Genomic DNA, 18,012 nt, shown 5'->3' with positions numbered 1-18,012 from the left:
AGGTTTAGTCTTTCGTGCGTGTGGTGCTGGTGGCGAGGGGCTGGTGCGAAGGTTCGATAGTTTCTCTGTAGCCGGTGGGGTGGCTGAGGGTGAGGTTTCGGCTCCGCAGCACTCCTCGGGTGCTCAGGGCCAGCCCGGTCAGGGCTGCTCCCAGGGTGAGCGGCAGGCTGTAGGGGGCCAGGGCCGGTACGAGGCCGGTGAGGTAGGGCAGGTGGGTGACGACTAGGCAGGTGCCCACGAACCCGCCGAGGGCGGTGGGGTTGATGCGGGTGACCAGCCAGGCGGCAACGGGGGCGGCGAGGACGCCACCGGCCAGCAGGGCGAGGACGGCCAGCAGGTGCTCGGTGAGGTCCTGCCACATTCCCAGAATAAAGCCCAGGCTGGCGGCCAGGGTGACCAGGAATTCGGCGGTGTTAACCGTGCCCACGATGCGGCGGGGCTCGGTTTTGCCGATGGTCATGAGGGTGGAGCTGGTGACCGGGCCCCAGCCTCCCCCACCCGCGGCGTCCACGAATCCGCCGAAGAGCCCGAGGAAGCCGAGGGTGCGGGGGTTGGCGGGAGCGCCGGTACCGCGGGCGGCGCGGCGGCCGGTGGAGAAGCGGAGTACCAGGTTGATGCCAATGAGGGTCAAGATAGTTGCCATGACCGGCTTGGCGGTAGCTAAGGAGAGGTTGGAGAGCAGGGTCGCTCCCGCAAAGGCCCCTACCGCACCCGGAAGGCCCAGTCGCAGCACGACCTTCCAGTCGATGTTGTTGAACCGCCAGTGGCTGATGCCCGAGGCGAGGGTGGTGCCGAGTTCTGCCACATGAACAACTGCCGAGGCACTGGCCGGGTTCATCGCGGCGAGGGTGAGGAGCAGGGTGGTTGAGGTGACTCCGAAGCCCATGCCGAGGCTGCCGTCAACGAGTTGTGCGAGCAGACCGCCCAGGGCGATGAGTAGTAGTTTGTTCATGGTGGTGTTCGTTCTGTGAGGGCTGCTAGCGGACGAGACCCGCGGCTAGGGTGTTGCCGTCTGCCTGGTTGATCAGTAGCAGGGAGCCCACCAGTCCGCGCCCGGTGTAGGGTTCGACGGGTAGGTCTTCTGCCAGTTGCAGGGTGACGGTGGCGATGTCGTTGAGTTCAACTGCTTCGCCGGGGTGTTCTTGGTTGGTGTCGATATCGAGAATGGAGTCGATGGAGGTGAGGCGGGCCCGCACCAGGGAGGTTCCGTAGCGGAGTTTTACCTTGGCACCGGGGCGTAGCGGGGTGTCGGCTAGCCCTACCAGGGTAGCGGTGAGTTCCCGGCTCCCCTCGGGGCGGTCGGTTCCCGCGATGAGGTCACCGCGGGATAGGTCGATGTCGTCTGCCAGGCGCACCACGATGGAATCTCCGGTGGCGGCAGTTGCGACTTCCCCGTCTGCGGAGTCGATATGGGTGACGGTGCTGGTGCGCCCCTGCCCCAGGTGCACGGTATCACCAACAGTCAGGTGCCCGGCGGTAATACGGCCAGCGTAGCCCCGGTAGTCGGTGCCCTGGGGACGGATTACGTACTGGATCGGTAAGCGCAGCCCCAGCTCAGAGGTAGCGTCGGTGACGTCCACGGTTTCTAGGTAGCCAAGCACGGTCGGGCCGGTGTACCAGGGGGTGTTTTCGGAGGGTTCCACCACGTTATCCCCCTTCAGTGCACTGATGGGGATGACGGTGACCTCGGAGACCCCCTTCTCCTGCGCTAGAGCCGTAAATTCCTCGCGAATTTGCTCAAAGACGTCCTGGGAGTAATCCACCAGGTCAATCTTGTTCACAGCCAGGACTACCTGGCGCACGCCCAGCAGGGCTGCAACCGTCAGGTGGCGGCGGGTCTGGGTGACCACGCCGTGGCGGGCGTCCACTAAGAGCACCACAACCTGGGAGGTTGAAACACCGGTCACGGTATTGCGGGTGTACTGCACATGGCCCGGGGTATCAGCCAGGATGAAGGTGCGCTCGGCGGTTGAGAAATAGCGGTAGGCCACGTCGATGGTGATGCCCTGTTCGCGTTCTGCGCGCAGACCATCAACTAGGAGCGATAGGTCAAGGCCGTCGTGGCCGCGCTCGCGGCTGGTGCGCTCGACCGCTGAGAGCTGGTCGGCTAGCACGCTCTTGGTGTCGTGGAGCAGGCGGCCCACGAAGGTTGATTTGCCGTCGTCGACGCTTCCGGCGGTGCACAGGCGCAGGGTCTGGCGGGTTGCGAGCTGGGCGGACGCCGGTGCCCCGCTTGCTGTCTCGATATCGGTGGGGTGGGTGAGCAGGGTCATTTTAGAAATAACCTTCCTTCTTGCGGTCTTCCATGGCGGATTCGCTCAGGCGGTCGTCCGCGCGGGTTGCGCCGCGTTCGGTCAGGGTGGAGGTGGAGATTTCGGTGATGATGTCCTGTACCGTGCTGGCTTCAGACAGGACGGCGCCGGTGCAGCTCATATCGCCGACGGTACGGTAGCGTACCCGGCGGGTTTCAAGGGGTTCGCCCTTGGTGGGCCCACCCCACTCCCCTGCGGTCAGCCACATGCCGTCGCGGTTGAAGACTTCGCGCTCGTGGGAGAAGTAGATGGGGGGAAGCTCGATAGCTCGGGCTCCGATGTATTCCCAGATATCGGCTTCGGTCCAGTTGGAGATGGGGAAGACACGGATGTTCTCGCCGGGCAGGTGGCCGCCGTTGTAGAGGTTCCACAGCTCGGGGCGCTGGCGGCGGGGGTCCCAGCCGCCGAAGGCGTCGCGTACCGAGAAGATACGCTCTTTGGCGCGGGCTCGTTCCTCATCGCGGCGAGCGCCACCGAGCACCGCGTCGTAGCCCTGTTCTTCGATGGTTTCGACCAGGGGGACGGTCTGCAGGGGGTTGCGGGTGCCGTCGGGGCGCTCCTGGAGTTCTCCCCGGTCGATCCAGTCCTGGACTTTGGCCACGCGCAGGCGGGCGCCGGTGCGCTCCACCAGGCGGTCACGGAAGTCAATAACTTCAGGGAAGTTGTGGCCGGTATCTACGTGCAGCAGTTCAAAGGGCACGGGTGCCGGTGCGAAGGCACGGCGGGCTAGTTCGTAGACGACAACGGAGTCTTTACCGCCTGAGAAGAGCAGGGCGACCTTGTCGAATTGCCCGGCTACTTCGCGCAGGATGTGGATTGACTCGTTTTCTAGGTCTTTGAGGTGGGGTGAAAGGGTTTCTGTTGTTGTGGTGCTCATGTGTGTAGTCCGCATTCTGTCTTGGTGAACCCTGCCCAGCGTCCGCTGCGGGGGTCCTGGCCGGCTTCAACCTTGGCGGTGCAGGGGGCGCAGCCGATTGAGGGGTAGCCTGCCTTGGTCAGGGGGTGAACGATGAGGTTCTTTTCGTCGATGTACCGGTCGGTATCTTCAAGGCTCCAGGTAACCAGGGGCGAGATCTTGAGTCTGCCGTTGGGGTCTATGTCCAGCGCCGGGGTGGTGGCGCGCAGCGGTGAATCTGCCCGGCGGAGGCCGGTAATCCAGCCGGTATAGGGAGCCATGGACGCTGCCAGGGGCTCGACCTTGCGCATGCGGCAGCAGGCTGCGGGATCGGTGCCGTAGAGGTTGATGCCGTAGCGAGCGTCCTGCTGGCCCACGGTGAGCAGAGGCTTGGCTCTGACCAGGTTCTGGGGGTAGCGTTCCTCTACCTGCTGGGCCACGTCCAGGGTCTCGGGGAAGTGGTAGCCGGTATCGAGAAAGAGGAAGTCTGAGTCAGGCAGGTAGCGGCTAGCCAGTTCGGCGAGCACCGTGTTTTCCATGGAGAGGGTTACCACCAGCTTGCCGGTCACATGTTCGTGGGCCCAGGTCAGGATTTCTTCGGCGCTTGCATCGTAGAGGGATTCCGCATAGCGATCCACGAGTTGCCGGTTGGCTTCTTTCTCAGCGTCTGAGAGCTGGTTTGGCTCGACCGTGCCCTCCGGGCTGATAGCCGGATCTTCTAGCGCTGCGGCCGGTGAGCCGAGACCAAAGTTTTTAAAGCTCACGGGTGAGGGTGCCACGGCGCTCCTTTCACAACAGTTCTTCGGGTGAATTGTTTGAAAGTCTAGGCTTATGGGGGCAGGGTGGTCGAGTTATTTCATGGGTCAGGTCACGGGGATACATCTTTACGTCACAGGTCTTCACCGGGGGTAATTTTTACGCAATCTAGTTTGAACGGTTCGCAGGTCGCGCACTAGGGTGCGCTATTAGGTCACGCCCCTCTGTCATCTAATGAAACGCGCGTTCCGCGGGGCACCTGGAGCGTGCCACAATGGTGTTTATGCGTATTTTGTCTATTCAGTCCGCTGTTGCCTACGGCCATGTAGGTAATTCAGCCGCCGTCTTCCCCCTGCAGCGCCTTGGCCACGAGGTCATGCCCGTCAACACCGTTCTCTTTTCAAACCACACCGGCTACGGTGCCTGGCGCGGCCCGCTGATCTCAGGCGACGACGTCCGCGAAATTGTCACCGGCATTGAAGAGCGCGGCGGCCTGACCGACACCGCCCTGGTCATTTCTGGCTACCAGGGTGGCTCATCCATCGGCGACGCCATCCTCGATGCCGTTGCCAAGGCCCGCGCAGCCAACCCGAACGTCCTCTACTCCTGCGATCCGGTGCTGGGCAACGCCACCAGTGGCTGCTTTGTCTCCCCCGAGGTGCAGGAGCTGATTCGCGACCGCGTCATTCAGCACGCCGACATCATCACCCCCAACCAGTTTGAGCTGGGTTTTGTAACCGGCACCGACCCCAAGACCCTGGATGAGGTTCTTGAGTCCGTGGCTGCAGCCCAGAAGATTGGCCCCCAGACCGTGCTGGTGACCAGCGTGAACACCCCCGAAACCCCGGAAGATTCAATCCAGATGCTGGCGGTTTCGGGCGATGAAGCCTGGCTGATTACCACTCCTCGCTTGCCGATGAAGGCCAACGGCTCGGGTGATGTTACCCAGGCTCTCTTCGCCTCCCACTTCGCATCGGGTAAGAGCCTGAAGGAAGCCCTTGAGCTGACCACTGCCAGCGTCTATGAGCTGCTGAAGAATACCCTGGCCTCGGGTCAGCGGGAGCTGCAGCTGGTTGAGTCCCAGCAGGCCTACGTTGAGCCTGCTGAGACCTTTGAGGCGGTAGCGGTTAAGCGCTAAGAGCGGTGAGGGATTCGGTAGCTCTTTCAAAAGCAACCGAAGCAACTATCGCGGCGGAGGCGGCGTCACCGGGCAGCACCAGCGGTTCGGAGACGACCGCCTTTTCTGTACCCTGATAAGCCTTGGTGAGTTTGCTGTGGAAGTAACCGCGGGCTAGCAGGTAGGTTGAGATGTATTCGGCTTGGTTGCTCCCCCAGGCCTGTTCGATGGTGGGTTCAATGTCGGCAACAAAGCCGTAGGGCACCTGCCGGCTGAGCAGGGTGCTGAAAACTTCTGCCTGATAGAGCACGGCTTCACGGCCGTCCGCCCTGGAGGAACCGGCTGCTGCCAGCGCGATATCGTCGTAGCCGTCCCAGCCTGCCTCTTCGAGGCGCTGGCGTTGCAGCTTAGCCAGGGCTGCTGAGGGGCCGAGGGCGCGGGCTACTGCGGTGGTCAGGTGGCTAGCATCTGCGGCTGCCTGCCTCATATCGTGTTCGGTGTGGTAACCCGGTGAGAGTAGCAGGGGCAGAAGGACGGCGGTAGCCCCGGACGGCAGCTCCTGCAGCACCTGCGGCAGGGAGGGTTCTTGCACATCAACGTAGGCTTCGTGCACGCTGTAGGTTCCCGGAGCCTGGGCCTCAACCAGGGCGGTGAGCTGCTCACGAATGAGGTTAACGGCTTCACGGCCCTGGGGATTATCGGTTCCGTGAGAGGTGGCGACCAGGTGAATCATGGGGCTCCAGTCTGCTGCCTGCACAGCACAGTGGGTAGGGCTGACCCCACCCACTGTACAGCACAATCAATCGACTGGCAGGTGCGCTTCTCCCGCTTTTATCGTGCTGATTCCTCAGCAAGGGGTTGGCTGACCAGTTTCTCCGCTTCCTCCTTGCTGAGAATCCGTCCGCTCAGTCCGCCGCGGTCGTGCCAGGCACCACCGACCTCAATTCTGGAAGCAATGTCCAAGCCGCCAGCCTTGACGGGCTCCCAGCCACCCAGACGCAATAGGTGGGTAATGCGCTCTTGCGCTACAGGGTCGTCCGTTGCAAACAGTTGAGCAACCTTTTCGCCGCTACCGGTAGTTTCTTTGCCCAGATTAGCAGCGCTCATAGTTCCCAGCGCTTTGACGAAATGAACCCCCTGAGGAAGCAGGGCAGCGTTTTGCTGGCCAGCTGAGGACCCTTCTGGGTTGGCGGAAACCGCCCGGCCGTCGTCAGCAACCCGGAAGTTGTTGGATGGGTCAACAACAACCTTGTCCACCAACTGTGAAGAATGTTCCTTCAGGAGCTGCTGGGTAACGGGGAACATCGTAGCGAAGACAACTGTGTCTGCCTCGTCAATGACCTGCTCGACGGTACCAGCCCGAATACCTAGCCCCAGTTCTTGGGCTGATTTCTGAGCCGATTCGAGATCTGATGCCGCAACCAGTACCTCTTCTCCCCCCGCGGGCCAGGCGGAGGGCGACCTGTGAACCGATACGGCCTGTTCCAATGATTGCTGTGGTCATCTCAAACCCCTTATTTAGTTCATATATTGACTATTTTCACTTTACTCCCGCGCTCTTAATTTTCAACAAAAGGGGTTGGGGCGCGTCTTATTTCGACACAAGACGAGCCCCAGCCCTAACGAAGGGAACAATTTAGCCAACAGCCTCACAATCACAACCTAGCGGTCAAAAATGAAACCACAGCGGGGCTCAGTGCTGGCGCAACTGGTGTAAACGGTCGAGCCCTCTTCCCCTAGCGGCCCCGTAATGCTGACCTGCCGCACTTCTCCGCTGTCGTCCTTCCCCAGAACAAGGTAGGCCTGCCCGTCCGCATCGAGGTGCAGACCAGCAGCGGGCTCACCGGCATCATCGAAGAAGGGGTGAATCTCGAACCGCGGTTTCTCTACCGGCGCGGAGGGTAGAGTACCCTCCTGGCTATACCCGGTATCGGTGGGTGCTAGCACCACCACGGACCTATCCGTTGCCAGATAGATGTTGCCGTAGCGGTCAACGTTGGAGTCCCGCGCAAGATTCCAGGTCATATTGCCCATGACGGTGCGCGCAGAGATGAAGGCGTAGGTATTACCCAGCCCCTCATAGAAGCCGATGGGTTCACCGTCCCGATAAACGGCGTAGGCCAGTTGCATCTGGGAAGGGGCTGACCCCGGGTTCATATCCCAACCATAGGTGCGAATCTCTACCGGCCCGAGGGTGGGGTGGGTGACAGCAATGGTTTCGTAGCTGGTGCAGCGACCTAAGCAGGCGTCCTCAACAACCTGATGTGCAGCTACCGCCGAAGAGCTTGAGGGCGTAGGGGTGCTTGCTGATGCGGTCGCAGAGGCAGAAACGGAGGAAGAGGTCTGAGCCGGTGCCTGCGATGGGGTTTCACCGCCACCGGCGCAGGCGGTCAGAAGTGGTAACAGGGCCAGCATTCCGAGGGCAGGACGCCAGCTGCCGAGGCGGTCAGTGAGGGCGGGGCGGGTGTGGGGGCTGTACTTCACGGTTATCGTCTCCTTTGACTGATAGCTGGTTACCGTCGTGGGCTCCCTCTTCCCATGCTAAGTAAGCTGGCTAGTTGCTGTCAAGAAGATGACGCTGGTTCGCCCCAGCCCCCTGCCCGCTCCGGCTATGAGGCTGCGGCCCGCCGAATTACCTTGTACTGGGCTGCCTGGGCAACCGGTCGCATGGTGATGTGGTCCAGGTTGATGTGGTGGGGAACGTTCACGGCGAAGGTGACGGTCTGAGCAACGTCCTCAGCCAGCAGGGGCTTGTCCACGCCAGCGTAGACCTTAGCGGCAGCCTCATCCGAGCCCAGGCGGTTGCGGGAGAACTCTTCGGTGTGCACCATGCCGGGGCGTACCTCGACCACGCGCACATTGTGCTCAGCTTCTTCCAGGCGCAGGGTCTCGGTCAGGGCTCGTTCACCGAATTTGGCGGCGTTGTAACCTGCTCCCCCTTCGTAGCCAGCTTCAGCCGCGGTTGAGGTCAGATTCAAAACGGTACCCTGGCCGTTCTCTCGCAGGGCGGGCAGGAAGGCCTTGACCATATTGAGGGTGCCAATCACGTTGAGCTCGAACATGGCCGACCAGCCAGCGGGGTCGGCGTTCGCCACAGAATCAGCCCCAATAGCACCGCCGGAGATATTGACCAGGGCGTCGAGACGACCGCCGGTTTCACCCAGAATCTCCTGGGCGCGGGCAGCTACCGCGTCAGCGTCCGTAATATCGAGGACGACCGGGCGCACCTGGGTGCGCGAGGCAAGTTCTTCGAGGCGGTCGGCGCGGCGGGCCACGGCGTAGACCGTCCAGCCGGTAGCGGCCATCAGTTCGGCGGTGGCACGTCCGATACCCGAGGAGGCACCGGTCACCACGGCGACCTTACCGGCCTGGGCGTCGGGGGCAAAGGGATTAGCGGGAAGTGATGTAGTAGTCATAGCACTAGCCTAACCTGCAACATATTTTTATTCGTGAGAGAATAGGCCACATGGCTGAAATCAACCAGGGCACAGACACGCCCGCAGAAAACACCGTAGAAATTACCGTCCCCGCGAAGCCCGGCCTTGAAGGCCTCGAAAAGAAGTTCACCGAGAACTGGGCCGCCAACAAGACCTACGCTTTCGACCCGAATACCACCCGCGAGCAGGTCTACTCCATCGATACCCCGCCGCCCACCGCGTCCGGCTCCCTGCACGTCGGTCACATGTTCTCCTACACCCAGACCGACGTCATCGCCCGCTACCAGCGCATGAAGGGCAAGAACGTCTTCTACCCCCTGGGTTGGGACGACAACGGCCTGCCCACCGAACGCCGCGTGCAGAACTACTACGGCGTACTCTGCGACCCGGCTATCCCCTACGACCCCGATTTCAAGGCTCCCGAAAAGCCCGCCAAGAATCAGCGCGACTGGCCCCGTATCTCCCGTCAGAACTTCATCGAGCTGTGCGAGATCCTGGCGGTAGAAGATGAAAAGGTCTTCGAAGAGCTCTTCACCACCCTGGGTCTGTCCGTCGACTGGTCACACACCTACCGCACCATCGACGCCCACTCCCGCAAGGTCTCCCAGCTGGCCTTCCTCAACGACCTTAAGAGCGGCGATGCCTACATGGCAGAGGCCCCCACCATGTGGGACGTCACCTTCCGCACCGCAGTAGCCCAGGCAGAACTTGAAGACAAGGAACGCCCCGGCGCCTACCACCGCATCTCCTTCCACCGCGAGAACGGCGAGAAGGTCTGGATCGAGACCACCCGTCCCGAACTCCTGCCCTCCTGTGTCGCCCTGGTAGCCCACCCCGACGACGAACGCTACAAGCCCCTCTTCGGCACCAAGGTCACCTCTCCCCTCTTCGGTGTAGAGGTCGAGATCAAGGCCCACCCCCTGGCCCAACCCGACAAGGGTGCAGGTATCGCCATGATTTGTACCTTCGGCGACACCACCGACGTCACCTGGTGGCGCGAGCTCCAGCTGCCCACCCGTGCCCTGATTGGTCGTGATGGACGCTTCGCCACCGACACCCCCGAGTGGATTACCTCCGCCGAGGGCCGCGAGCGCTACGAGCGCATGGCAGGTGCCACCGTGTTCACCGCCCAGAAGACCGTCGTTGAGATGCTGGTTGAAGCCGGTGAAATGGATGGCGACCCCAAGCCCATCACCCACCCGGTTAAGTTCTACGAAAAGGGCGATAAGCCCCTTGAAATCGTGGCCTCCCGCCAGTGGTACATCCGCAACGGTGGCCGCGATGCCGAGCGCCGTGAGGCCCTGGTAGAGCGCGGACGTGAAATCACCTGGCACCCCGCCTTCATGCGCTCCCGCTACGAAAACTGGGTTGAAGGCCTCAACGGTGACTGGCTCATTTCCCGCCAGCGCTTCTTCGGCGTTCCCTTCCCCATCTGGTACAAGCTCGACGCCGACGGCGAACCCAACTACGACGAGCCCATCATCCCCAGTGAAGAGATGCTCCCGGTCGACCCCGCTTCGGACGCCGCCCCCGGCTACACCGAAGACCAGCGCGGCGTGCCCGGCGGCTTTATCGCCGACCCTGACGTCCTCGACACCTGGGCAACCTCATCCCTGACCCCGCAGATTGCCACCGGCTGGGCTGTGGACGAGAACCTACACAAGGTCACCTTCCCCATGGATCTGCGCCCCCAGGGCCACGACATCATCCGCACCTGGCTCTTCTCCACCGTGGTACGCTCCAACTCCCTGGAGAACTCCGTGCCCTGGACCGATACCGCCCTTTCCGGCTGGATTCTGGACCCGGACCGTAAGAAGATGTCCAAGTCTAAGGGTAACGTCGTGGTCCCCAACGAGGTTCTGGAAAAGTACGGTTCGGACGCCGTTCGCTACTGGGCTGCCAGCGCCAAGCTGGGTGCCGATACCGCCTACGACGAGGCCCAGATGAAGATTGGTCGCCGCCTGGCCATCAAGCTGCTGAACGCCTCCAAGTTCGTGCTCGGCCTGGGCGCCACCGCCAACTCGGTCATCACCGACCAGGCTGCCGCGGACGTCCTGACCAACGAGCTGGATCGCTCCCTGCTGGCCCGCCTGGCTGCCCTCGTTGACGAAGCCACCGCAGCTTTTGAGAACTACGAGTACGCCCGTGCCCTGCAGATCTCAGAGACCTTCTTCTGGCACTTCACCGACGACTTCGTAGAACTCATCAAGGACCGCGCCTACGGCAACGTCGGCGAAGCAGAACAGGCCTCAGTCCTGGCTGCTCTGGCTACCACCCTCGATGCTATGCTGCGCCTTTTCGCCCCCTTCCTGCCCTTCGTCACCGACGAAATCTGGTCCTGGTGGCGAGCAGGCTCAGTGCACCGCGCTCCCTGGCCCACCACCGAGGGCTTCGCAGCCGCCGTAACGGACGCCGACCCCGCCGTCCTGCCCACCGTCGCAGCTGCCCTGGGCGGTCTGCGTAAGGCCAAGTCAGAAGCCCAGGTCAAGCAGCGTACCGAGGTTGAAACCGCAACCATCACCGGTTCAGCGGACGACCTCACCCGCATCCGCGGCGGTCTTGGCGACCTCAAGGCAGCTGGCAACGCCCGCGACCTGACCCTCACCGAAGCAGAGGGCGAGCTTGCGGTCACCGACGTTGTGCTGATCACCGAAGAAGAAAGCTAATGTTATGGGGCCTGTATACCCCCTAGGCGGCTAACCTTCTTGAGCTCGCGCTGGGGCGCTCGCTCAATTCATGCCAGCCCCAGCCAGCCGCCTACGGGGTATACAGCCCCCGGCACAGCTACATCTAAAGATAAGGCCCGGTTCCAGAGCTTCTGGAACCGGGCCTTATCGTGTATTCGACAGTAGGGGTGTTTAGTACCCGCTAGTTACTATTTTTCGATGTTGAAAATTGGGCCGACGTTGCGGGGGCGCTTAATCTCAAAGAAACCGGGGTAAGAGGCCAGAGCCACAGCGCCGTCGAAGACCTTAGCAGCTTCTTCACCGGTGGGGGCAGGTGACATCACGGGGCCAAAGAAGGTCACACCGTTAATGCTCATTAGGGGCACACCGATGTCATCGCCACCGGCAGAGTCTAGACCTGCACGGGTTGAGGCCCGCATCTGCTCGTCGTATTCCTCGGTAAAGGCAACCTGGGCTAGCTCGGCGGGAAGACCCACCTCAGCCAGGGCAGCTTCGATGGCCTTCTCGAAGTAGGTGCCCTCTTTGTTCTTCTGGTGGTGAATCTGCTCGCCCAGGGCGGTGTAGAGCTCATCGAGTTTCTCCTGGCCATATTGCTCTGCTACGGCGGTAGCCACGCGGGCAGGGCCCCAGGTGTTATCGATATGCTTGCGGTAGCCAGGGTCAAGGTCGCGGCCTTCATTTAGGACGGCGAGTGAGAAGGGGTGCCAGGATACGGCAACGTCGCGCTGGGTCTCTACTTCCTTAATCCAGCGGGAGGTCATCCAGCACCAGGGGCAGGTAGGGTCAAACCAAAAATCAACGGTATTTTCAGCCACGGGTTGTCCTTTCAATCAAGGGTGGGATACAAGAGCCCGCTGCCAGCGCGCAGAGGCACCGACAGCGGGAAAGACTTTTAGGCAGATTTTTTCTCGGGGGCTTCGAGCACCAGAATGGGGTCCTTCTCCCCCGCCACAACAGCCTCATCAATAATGACCGAGGTGACGTCGGAGCGGCTGGGTACATCGAACATGACCGGCTGCAGAATCGACTCCATGATGGAGCGCAAACCGCGGGCCCCGGTATCTCGCTCAACAGCCTGGCGGGCAATAGCTGCCACGGCGGCGTCCTCAAAAATCAGCTCGACCCCGTCGAGGGCAAACATGCGCTTGTACTGCTTGACCAGGGCGTTCTTAGGCTCGGTCAGAATCCGCTTGAGGTCAGATTCGGTGAGCTTACCCAGGGTTGCTAGCACGGGCAGGCGGCCAATAAATTCAGGGATCAGACCAAACTTGAGTAGGTCCTCGGGCATGAGCTTGGTGAGAATATCGCTCTCTTTAGCAGCCTGGTCAATAGATGCGCCAAAGCCGATACCCTTGCGGCCCACTCGCCCGCCCACAATCTCTTCGATACCGGCAAAAGCACCGGCGACGATGAAGAGGATATTGGCGGTATTAATCTTGAGGAAGTCCTGCTGGGGGTGCTTCCGCCCGCCCTGCGGGGGAACAGCTGCCTCGGTGCCCTCAAGAATCTTGAGCAGGGCCTGCTGCACACCCTCACCCGATACGTCCCGGGTGATGGAGGGGTTATCGGCCTTGCGGGAAATCTTATCGATTTCGTCGATATAGATAATGCCGCGCTGGGCCTTTTCAATATCACCGTCAGCAGCCTGAATGAGCTTGAGCAGGATGTTTTCGACGTCCTCGCCCACGTAGCCGGCCTCGGTCAGGCTGGTGGCGTCGGCAACGGCAAAAGGTACGTTGAGTTTCTTAGCCAGGGTCTGGGCCAGGTAGGTCTTACCCGAGCCGGTGGGGCCAACCAAGAGAATATTAGACTTGGCAATCTCTACGTCTTCGCCCTCGGTAGCCAAAAGCTCCTTGGCCTCAAAGGCAGGGCTCTGCTGGGCCCGAATACGCTTGTAGTGGTTGTAAACGGCAACAGATAGAGCACGCTTGGCAGCCTCCTGGCCGATCACGTACTCCTGCATGTGGTCAAAGATTTCACGCGGGGTGGGAAGCTCTTCAACGGCACCCAAATCTTTCACATCGGCGAGCTCTTCTTCGAGAATCTCGTTGCACAGTTCAATGCATTCATCGCAGATGTAAATGTTGGGGCCGGCGATCAGTTTACGAACCTGTCGCTGGTTCTTCCCACAAAATGAGCATTTGGGAAGAGTGGTGCTATCGCCTAGGCGAGCCATAGACCCTACCTTTCCTTGGGTTCCTCTACCTAATCTACCGTGAAAACCTGCCTAGCCCAACATGTGACGGTTCAAGCAAGGTTACGTCTTTATGACTTAACAGTTGAACCGGGCGGGCTATTCCTTCTCTACCGCTTGGCAGACAGAAGGACGCCGCCCCTGCCCTTCCCTGCCCTTGGGCAGGTGGGGCGGGAGGCGGCGTCCGCACCGAGTCTGAAGGTGAGCAGTGCTTAGTCGTGCTTCTCGGCGGTATTGAAGGAGGGCTTGACGGCCTTGCGGGATTCAAGCACCTGGTCAACGATGCCGTACTCGAGGGCACCCTTAGCGGTAAGGATGTTATCGCGCTCGATGGACTTATCGACCTCTTCAAAGGTCTTGCCGGAGTGCAGGGCCAGGGTCTGGGCAGTCCACTCGCGCATACGCATAACCTCGTTGGCGTGGATCTCAATATCAGAAGCCTGGCCACCCTGCTGACCCGAGAGGGCGGGCTGGTGAATCAGCACGCGGGCGTTGGGCAGGGCAAGGCGCTTACCGGGGGTACCTGCTGCCAGGAGGACGGCGGCAGCTGAGGCAGCCTGGCCCAGGCAGACGGTCTGAATTTCGGGGCGGATGTACTGCATGGTGTCGTAGATAGCAGTCATCGCGGTGAAGGAGCCACCGGGTGAGTTGATGTAGAGGGTGATGTCGCGGTCGGGGTCCTGGGACTCAAGCACCAGCAGCTGGGCCATGATGTCGTCAGCTGAGGCGTCGTCGACCTGCACGCCCAGGAAGATGATGCGGTCTTCAAAGAGCTTTGCGTAGGGATCCTGGCGCTTGTAGCCGTAGGGGGTACGCTCTTCGAAGTTGGGGAGCACGTAGCGGTCGGTGGGCATACCGGCAGGTGCGGTTGATGAAGGAAGGTGAATCATTCGTTTCTCCTGTAAAAAGTTCTGTGCCGGTTTACTTGTCGGTGGCGCTGGTGGCCGGGCCGATCTTGTCGAGAATCTTGTCGAAGAAGCCGTAGGCCAGGCCTTCTTCGGCGGTGAACCAGTTGTCGCGGTCGTTATCGCGCAGGATGGTTTCGACGGTCTGGCCGGTGCGCTCTGCGGTGATTTCACTCAGGCGCTTCTTCATGTCGAGAATCAGCTGGGCCTGGGTGCGGATATCGGAGGCGGTGCCGCCGATGCCACCGGAGGGCTGGTGCATGAGGATGCGAGCGTTGGGGGTGGCGTAGCGCTTACCGGGGGCGCCTGCGGTGAGCAGGAACTGGCCCATGGAAGCTGCCATACCGGTGACGACGGTTACAACGTCGTTGGGGATCAGCTGCATGGTGTCGTAGATTGCCATGCCCGCGGTGACGGAGCCGCCGGGTGAGTTGATGTAGAGGTAGATATCTGCCTCGGGGTCTTCAGCTGAGAGCAGCAGGAGCTGGGAGCAGATACGGTTGGCGTTGGAGTCGCGCACCTCGGAGCCCAGCCAGATGATGCGTTCCTTGAGCAGGCGGTTGTAGACGTAGTCGTCCTGGCCGCCCATGGGGGTTTCCATGGCGGGGGCCTGGTGTGCTTCAGGGGTGAAGGACATGTGTTCCGCTCCTTGTGTCGGTTGCAGCACCCGCGCGGACGCCGGTGCCAAAGATTTGCTTGACACTTAGGTTATCGCTTTTGGGGCTCCAAAAATTGCCTTTTGCCCCTCAGTTCGCTGTTGGCATGTGCCCGCTACGCTGTGAGCAAGAGCGAGCGGGCACGGGGTCTAGTGGTAGCAGGCGATGGGGCCGTTGGGGCCCTGGATTACCTGGATGGGCGTGTTGAAGATATCGGTGAGCAGGTCATCTTGCATGATCTCTGCAACGGTTCCGAAGCGGGCTAGTTTGCCGTCCTTGATAGCGCAGATGTAGTCGGCGTAGCGGGCGGCGAAATTGATGTCGTGCAGCACCACGATGATGGTGCGGCCCAGGGTGCGGGCGGCGTTGTGCAGGTGCTGCATCATCTGCACGGAGTGGGAGATATCGAGGTTGTTGAGGGGCTCATCAAGAAGTACGTAGTCGGTTTCCTGGCAGAGCACCATAGCTACGTAGGCCCGCTGCCTCTGGCCGCCTGAGAGTTCATCGAGGTAGCGGTTTTCGAGGGTGGTGAGGTTAAGGAAGTCGATGTAGCGGGAGATGATCTCTTCGTCTTCAGCGGTGAGTCGGCCCCCGGTGTAGGGGAAGCGCCCGAAGCCCACCAGCTGGCGCACGGTGAGTTTGGTGACGAAGTGGTTTTCCTGTCGCAGGATCGAGACGACTTTGGCCAGGTCTTTGGATTTGGTGGTAGCCACGTTCAGGCCACCGATTTCGATGGTGCCCGAGTCAATATCGAGTAGACGGCCCACCATGGTGAGCAGGGTGGACTTGCCGGCGCCGTTAGGGCCGACCAGGGCGGTGATTCCGCCTGCGGGCAGCTGAACATCGACCGGGCCGATGTTGGTTTCACCGGAGTAGCTTTTAGCAACCTGGTGGAGGGTGATCATAGTTTGCCCTTTCGAAGAATCACGATCAGGAAGGTGAGGCCACCGATAAGCTCGATGATAATACCCACCACGCCCTGGGCTGAGAAGATGTGGTTCATGATGAAATAGGAGACCGCCAGAATGGCAAAGGAGAGCACGGTTGCCATGGGGAAGAGGTAGCGGTGGTCGTAGGTGTCGGCGAACTGGTAGGTGAGGGTCGCTACCAAGAAGCCGAGGAAGGTCAGCGGGCCGACCAGGGCGGTGGAGACCGCCATCATGATGGCGACGATCACCAGCACGATAATGGATTCGCGGCGGTGGTTAATTCCCAGGTTGGTAGCCGCGGGTGCGCCCAGGGAGAGGGCGTTGAGGGTGCGGGATTTTGCGTAGAGCACCGCAACGCTCAGGACGACCAGGGGCAGGGCTACCGGGTAGTAGGCGGGATCAGCATTGTTGACCGAGGCGAAGAGGCGGGCGGTCAGGATATCAAACTCGCTGGGGGTCAGCATTCGCTGCATGAAGGTTGAGACTGACCCCAGTCCCCCACCCAGTACCACACCGACCAGGAGCATGACGTGCATGTTGGCCCGTTTACCGGTCAACAGCCAGGAGTAGAGCAAGAGGCTCAGGGCCACCATCATGACCAGCTGGAAAATAAAGGTGTCGAGGGTGCGGGCAGCAATCAGCCCGGCTGCCCCGGCGAAATAGATGGTTGCCGTGTGAATCGCGGCGTAGAGGGCCTGAAAGCCCAGAATACCGGGGGTGATGATGCGGTTGTTGGTCACCGTCTGAAAAGCCACCGTTGCTACAGCCTGGCAGACAGCGGCTACAGCCATCGCGATCAGGGCGTTGGAGCGGCGCTCAGCAATGAGCCACCACTTGGGGGTGCCGGTCTCAAAGGGGTTGGCGTAGGCCAAGAGCCCAAAGGCTGCCAGCGCAGCTGCAGCGGTGAGCGCTGCCAGGAGCACCCAGTAGGTGCGGGCAGCAGCCGGGGTCTTGAAAGCCCCTGCGCTACGGGAGGTGCCTGCCCTGCGGGAGGCGGGGCGGGCGTCCGCACCGGCGCTCATCTCGGGCAGGGCGGACGCGCCCACCCGGCTTTCTTTACTTGCCTGCTGATACACGGGGCCGCCCCTTCACAATCAGACCAATAAAAACAAGAGCACCCACGATACCCAGAATCACCGACACCGGGATTTCGAAGGGGGCGATAATAGTGCGCCCAATCAGGTCGCAGATAGTCACGACCCCGATACCGGTCAGGGCAACCCAGGGTAGGTTGGAGCGCAGGTCATCGCCGCGGAACATGCTGACGATGTTGGGAACAATCAGCCCCAGGAAGGGCAGGGACCCGACCACCACGGTCACTACACCGGTGGCGATAGCAATCAGGGCGGTGCCTACCAGCATAATCTGGGCGTAGTTGAGCCCTACGTTCGTGGCGAATTCCTGGCCCAGACCGGCGACGGTCAGGCGGTCGGCGTACCAGAAAATGACGGCGACCACCAGGAGCACCAGCCAGAGCACCTCGTACTGCCCCTTAATGACAGACGTAAAACTGCCGGCGAACCACACACCCAGGTTCTGCAGCAGGTTGGTCTGAAGGGCAAAGAAGGTGGTGAAGGCCGAAACAACGGCACCCAGCATCATGCCCACGATGGGAACAATCAAGGATGATCTGAGTGAAACCCTGCGCAGGAAGAGGAAGAAGACCATCGACCCGATAAAAGCAAAAACGATTGCCGCCGTCATCTGCTGCAAGAGGTTCGCTGCCGGGAAGAAATAGAGCATAAAGAGCAGGCCCAGACTTGCCCATTCGGTGGTACCGGTGGTGGTGGGTTCCACGAACTTGTTCTGGGTCAGCATCTGCATCACCAGACCGCACATAGCCATGGCTGCCCCGGCCAGCACCAGGGCAATGGTTCGAGGTATGCGGGTGATGGAGAACATGGCAGCGCCATCAGCCTTGTTGAAGATGTCGTACTCCCCAGTAAACAAGGAGAGCACGAGCAGGGCAACAATTCCCAGGCTGGCTAGCAGGAATTTGCCGCTGACCAGGGAGTTCCTGGTGCGGCTAACTCGGGTGGTTTCGGTGGTCGTCATAAAAGCCCTCAAGGAGTCACCCCGCCGCGAGGGCAGGATGACTCCTTTTTCATCGGTTATAGGGTCTCA

The 18,012-nt window shown here is 61.1% G+C and carries 17 protein-coding genes; 2 read left to right on the top strand and 15 right to left on the bottom strand.

Annotation, left to right across the window (positions count from 1 at the left end; all coding sequences use genetic code 11):
* Positions 1 to 4 precede the first annotated feature (4 nt).
* The 4 genes from L6963_RS02575 to L6963_RS02560 are packed head-to-tail and all read right to left on the bottom strand — an operon-like array spanning position 5 to position 3,986.
* The gene (locus tag L6963_RS02575; RefSeq protein WP_237206533.1) at positions 5 to 952 is read right to left on the bottom strand and encodes a sulfite exporter TauE/SafE family protein; all 948 of its coding nucleotides are present in this window, start codon (positions 950 to 952) and stop codon (positions 5 to 7) included.
* Positions 953 to 977: 25 nt separating this feature from the next.
* A complete protein-coding gene (locus L6963_RS02570; protein WP_237206532.1) occupies positions 978 to 2,273 on the bottom strand; it encodes a sulfate adenylyltransferase subunit 1 in 1,296 nt (431 codons plus the stop codon).
* A 1-nt stretch (position 2,274) separates the two neighbouring features.
* Positions 2,275 to 3,204: a sulfate adenylyltransferase subunit CysD gene (cysD, locus tag L6963_RS02565; protein ID WP_237186148.1), complete on the bottom strand. Its 930-nt coding sequence runs from the start codon at positions 3,202 to 3,204 to the stop codon at positions 2,275 to 2,277.
* Complete coding sequence (locus L6963_RS02560) at positions 3,186 to 3,986, bottom strand: phosphoadenylyl-sulfate reductase (protein WP_237206531.1); 801 nt, start codon at positions 3,984 to 3,986, stop codon at positions 3,186 to 3,188. Before L6963_RS02560 ends, cysD begins: the two co-directional genes overlap by 19 nt.
* A 260-nt stretch (positions 3,987 to 4,246) precedes the next feature.
* On the opposite strand from L6963_RS02560, the gene pdxY reads away from it, so the two are divergent.
* Positions 4,247 to 5,101: a pyridoxal kinase PdxY gene (gene pdxY / locus L6963_RS02555; RefSeq protein ID WP_237206530.1), complete on the top strand. Its 855-nt coding sequence runs from the start codon at positions 4,247 to 4,249 to the stop codon at positions 5,099 to 5,101.
* Here pdxY and L6963_RS02550 read toward each other — a convergent pair.
* The 4 genes from L6963_RS02550 to L6963_RS02535 all read right to left on the bottom strand — a co-directional run bounded on the left by L6963_RS02550 (position 5,091) and on the right by L6963_RS02535 (position 8,496).
* On the bottom strand, positions 5,091 to 5,813 hold the full coding sequence (locus L6963_RS02550; RefSeq protein ID WP_237209097.1) for a sirohydrochlorin chelatase: 723 nt from the start codon (positions 5,811 to 5,813) through the stop codon (positions 5,091 to 5,093). The two genes, pdxY and L6963_RS02550, sit on opposite strands and share 11 nt — an antisense overlap.
* 98 nt (positions 5,814 to 5,911) lie before the next feature.
* Positions 5,912 to 6,568, bottom strand: a complete 657-nt coding sequence (locus tag L6963_RS02545; protein ID WP_237206528.1) for an NADPH-dependent F420 reductase — start codon at positions 6,566 to 6,568, stop codon at positions 5,912 to 5,914.
* Between the two features lie 174 nt (positions 6,569 to 6,742).
* Positions 6,743 to 7,564, bottom strand: a complete 822-nt coding sequence (locus tag L6963_RS02540; RefSeq protein WP_237206527.1) for a hypothetical protein — start codon at positions 7,562 to 7,564, stop codon at positions 6,743 to 6,745.
* Between the two features lie 125 nt (positions 7,565 to 7,689).
* Positions 7,690 to 8,496: an SDR family oxidoreductase gene (locus tag L6963_RS02535; RefSeq protein WP_237206526.1), complete on the bottom strand. Its 807-nt coding sequence runs from the start codon at positions 8,494 to 8,496 to the stop codon at positions 7,690 to 7,692.
* Between the two features lie 50 nt (positions 8,497 to 8,546).
* Here L6963_RS02535 and valS point away from each other — a divergent pair, with 50 nt between their 5' ends.
* Complete coding sequence (gene valS, locus L6963_RS02530; protein ID WP_237206525.1) at positions 8,547 to 11,183, top strand: valine--tRNA ligase; 2,637 nt, start codon at positions 8,547 to 8,549, stop codon at positions 11,181 to 11,183.
* A gap of 209 nt (positions 11,184 to 11,392) precedes the next feature.
* Here valS and L6963_RS02525 read toward each other — a convergent pair whose 3' ends face one another.
* From L6963_RS02525 to L6963_RS02495, 7 genes are all read right to left on the bottom strand, one after another.
* Complete coding sequence (locus L6963_RS02525; protein ID WP_272878925.1) at positions 11,393 to 12,019, bottom strand: DsbA family protein; 627 nt, start codon at positions 12,017 to 12,019, stop codon at positions 11,393 to 11,395.
* A gap of 77 nt (positions 12,020 to 12,096) precedes the next feature.
* Positions 12,097 to 13,380: an ATP-dependent Clp protease ATP-binding subunit ClpX gene (gene clpX / locus L6963_RS02520; RefSeq protein ID WP_135011138.1), complete on the bottom strand. Its 1,284-nt coding sequence runs from the start codon at positions 13,378 to 13,380 to the stop codon at positions 12,097 to 12,099.
* 230 nt (positions 13,381 to 13,610) lie between these two features.
* Complete coding sequence (locus tag L6963_RS02515) at positions 13,611 to 14,288, bottom strand: ATP-dependent Clp protease proteolytic subunit (RefSeq protein WP_185174588.1); 678 nt, start codon at positions 14,286 to 14,288, stop codon at positions 13,611 to 13,613.
* A gap of 31 nt (positions 14,289 to 14,319) precedes the next feature.
* Positions 14,320 to 14,940: an ATP-dependent Clp protease proteolytic subunit gene (locus L6963_RS02510; RefSeq protein WP_272878352.1), complete on the bottom strand. Its 621-nt coding sequence runs from the start codon at positions 14,938 to 14,940 to the stop codon at positions 14,320 to 14,322.
* A 168-nt stretch (positions 14,941 to 15,108) separates the two neighbouring features.
* Positions 15,109 to 15,864: an ABC transporter ATP-binding protein gene (locus L6963_RS02505; RefSeq protein WP_237206524.1), complete on the bottom strand. Its 756-nt coding sequence runs from the start codon at positions 15,862 to 15,864 to the stop codon at positions 15,109 to 15,111.
* Positions 15,861 to 16,964 (bottom strand): iron chelate uptake ABC transporter family permease subunit, encoded by a 1,104-nt coding sequence (locus L6963_RS02500; RefSeq protein WP_237206523.1) that lies wholly within the window; start codon positions 16,962 to 16,964, stop codon positions 15,861 to 15,863. The genes L6963_RS02505 and L6963_RS02500 overlap by 4 nt, the downstream gene beginning before the upstream one ends.
* Positions 16,945 to 17,943, bottom strand: coding sequence for an ABC transporter permease (locus L6963_RS02495; RefSeq protein ID WP_237206522.1), 999 nt, complete (start codon positions 17,941 to 17,943; stop codon positions 16,945 to 16,947). The genes L6963_RS02500 and L6963_RS02495 overlap by 20 nt, the downstream gene beginning before the upstream one ends.
* Between the last annotated feature and the right edge of the window lie 69 nt (positions 17,944 to 18,012).

Source organism: Rothia nasimurium (genome assembly GCF_928392795.1).
In the GTDB taxonomy this organism is placed as follows: Bacteria; Actinomycetota; Actinomycetes; order Actinomycetales; family Micrococcaceae; genus Rothia; species Rothia nasimurium_F.
Note: the sequence above shows the minus strand (reverse complement) of the source record. Positions and strands in the feature narration are given on the sequence as shown.

Coding starts and splice junctions, on each gene's coding strand:
- L6963_RS02510 (WP_272878352.1), bottom strand. CDS start 14,940: ATGTCCTTCACCCCTGAAGCACACCAGGCCCCCGCCATGGAAACCCCC.
- clpX (WP_135011138.1), bottom strand. CDS start 13,380: ATGGCTCGCCTAGGCGATAGCACCACTCTTCCCAAATGCTCATTTTGT.
- L6963_RS02505 (WP_237206524.1), bottom strand. CDS start 15,864: ATGATCACCCTCCACCAGGTTGCTAAAAGCTACTCCGGTGAAACCAAC.
- pdxY (WP_237206530.1), top strand. CDS start 4,247: ATGCGTATTTTGTCTATTCAGTCCGCTGTTGCCTACGGCCATGTAGGT.
- L6963_RS02515 (WP_185174588.1), bottom strand. CDS start 14,288: ATGATTCACCTTCCTTCATCAACCGCACCTGCCGGTATGCCCACCGAC.
- L6963_RS02570 (WP_237206532.1), bottom strand. CDS start 2,273: ATGACCCTGCTCACCCACCCCACCGATATCGAGACAGCAAGCGGGGCA.
- L6963_RS02495 (WP_237206522.1), bottom strand. CDS start 17,943: ATGACGACCACCGAAACCACCCGAGTTAGCCGCACCAGGAACTCCCTG.
- valS (WP_237206525.1), top strand. CDS start 8,547: ATGGCTGAAATCAACCAGGGCACAGACACGCCCGCAGAAAACACCGTA.
- L6963_RS02550 (WP_237209097.1), bottom strand. CDS start 5,813: ATGATTCACCTGGTCGCCACCTCTCACGGAACCGATAATCCCCAGGGC.
- L6963_RS02575 (WP_237206533.1), bottom strand. CDS start 952: ATGAACAAACTACTACTCATCGCCCTGGGCGGTCTGCTCGCACAACTC.
- cysD (WP_237186148.1), bottom strand. CDS start 3,204: ATGCGGACTACACACATGAGCACCACAACAACAGAAACCCTTTCACCC.
- L6963_RS02535 (WP_237206526.1), bottom strand. CDS start 8,496: ATGACTACTACATCACTTCCCGCTAATCCCTTTGCCCCCGACGCCCAG.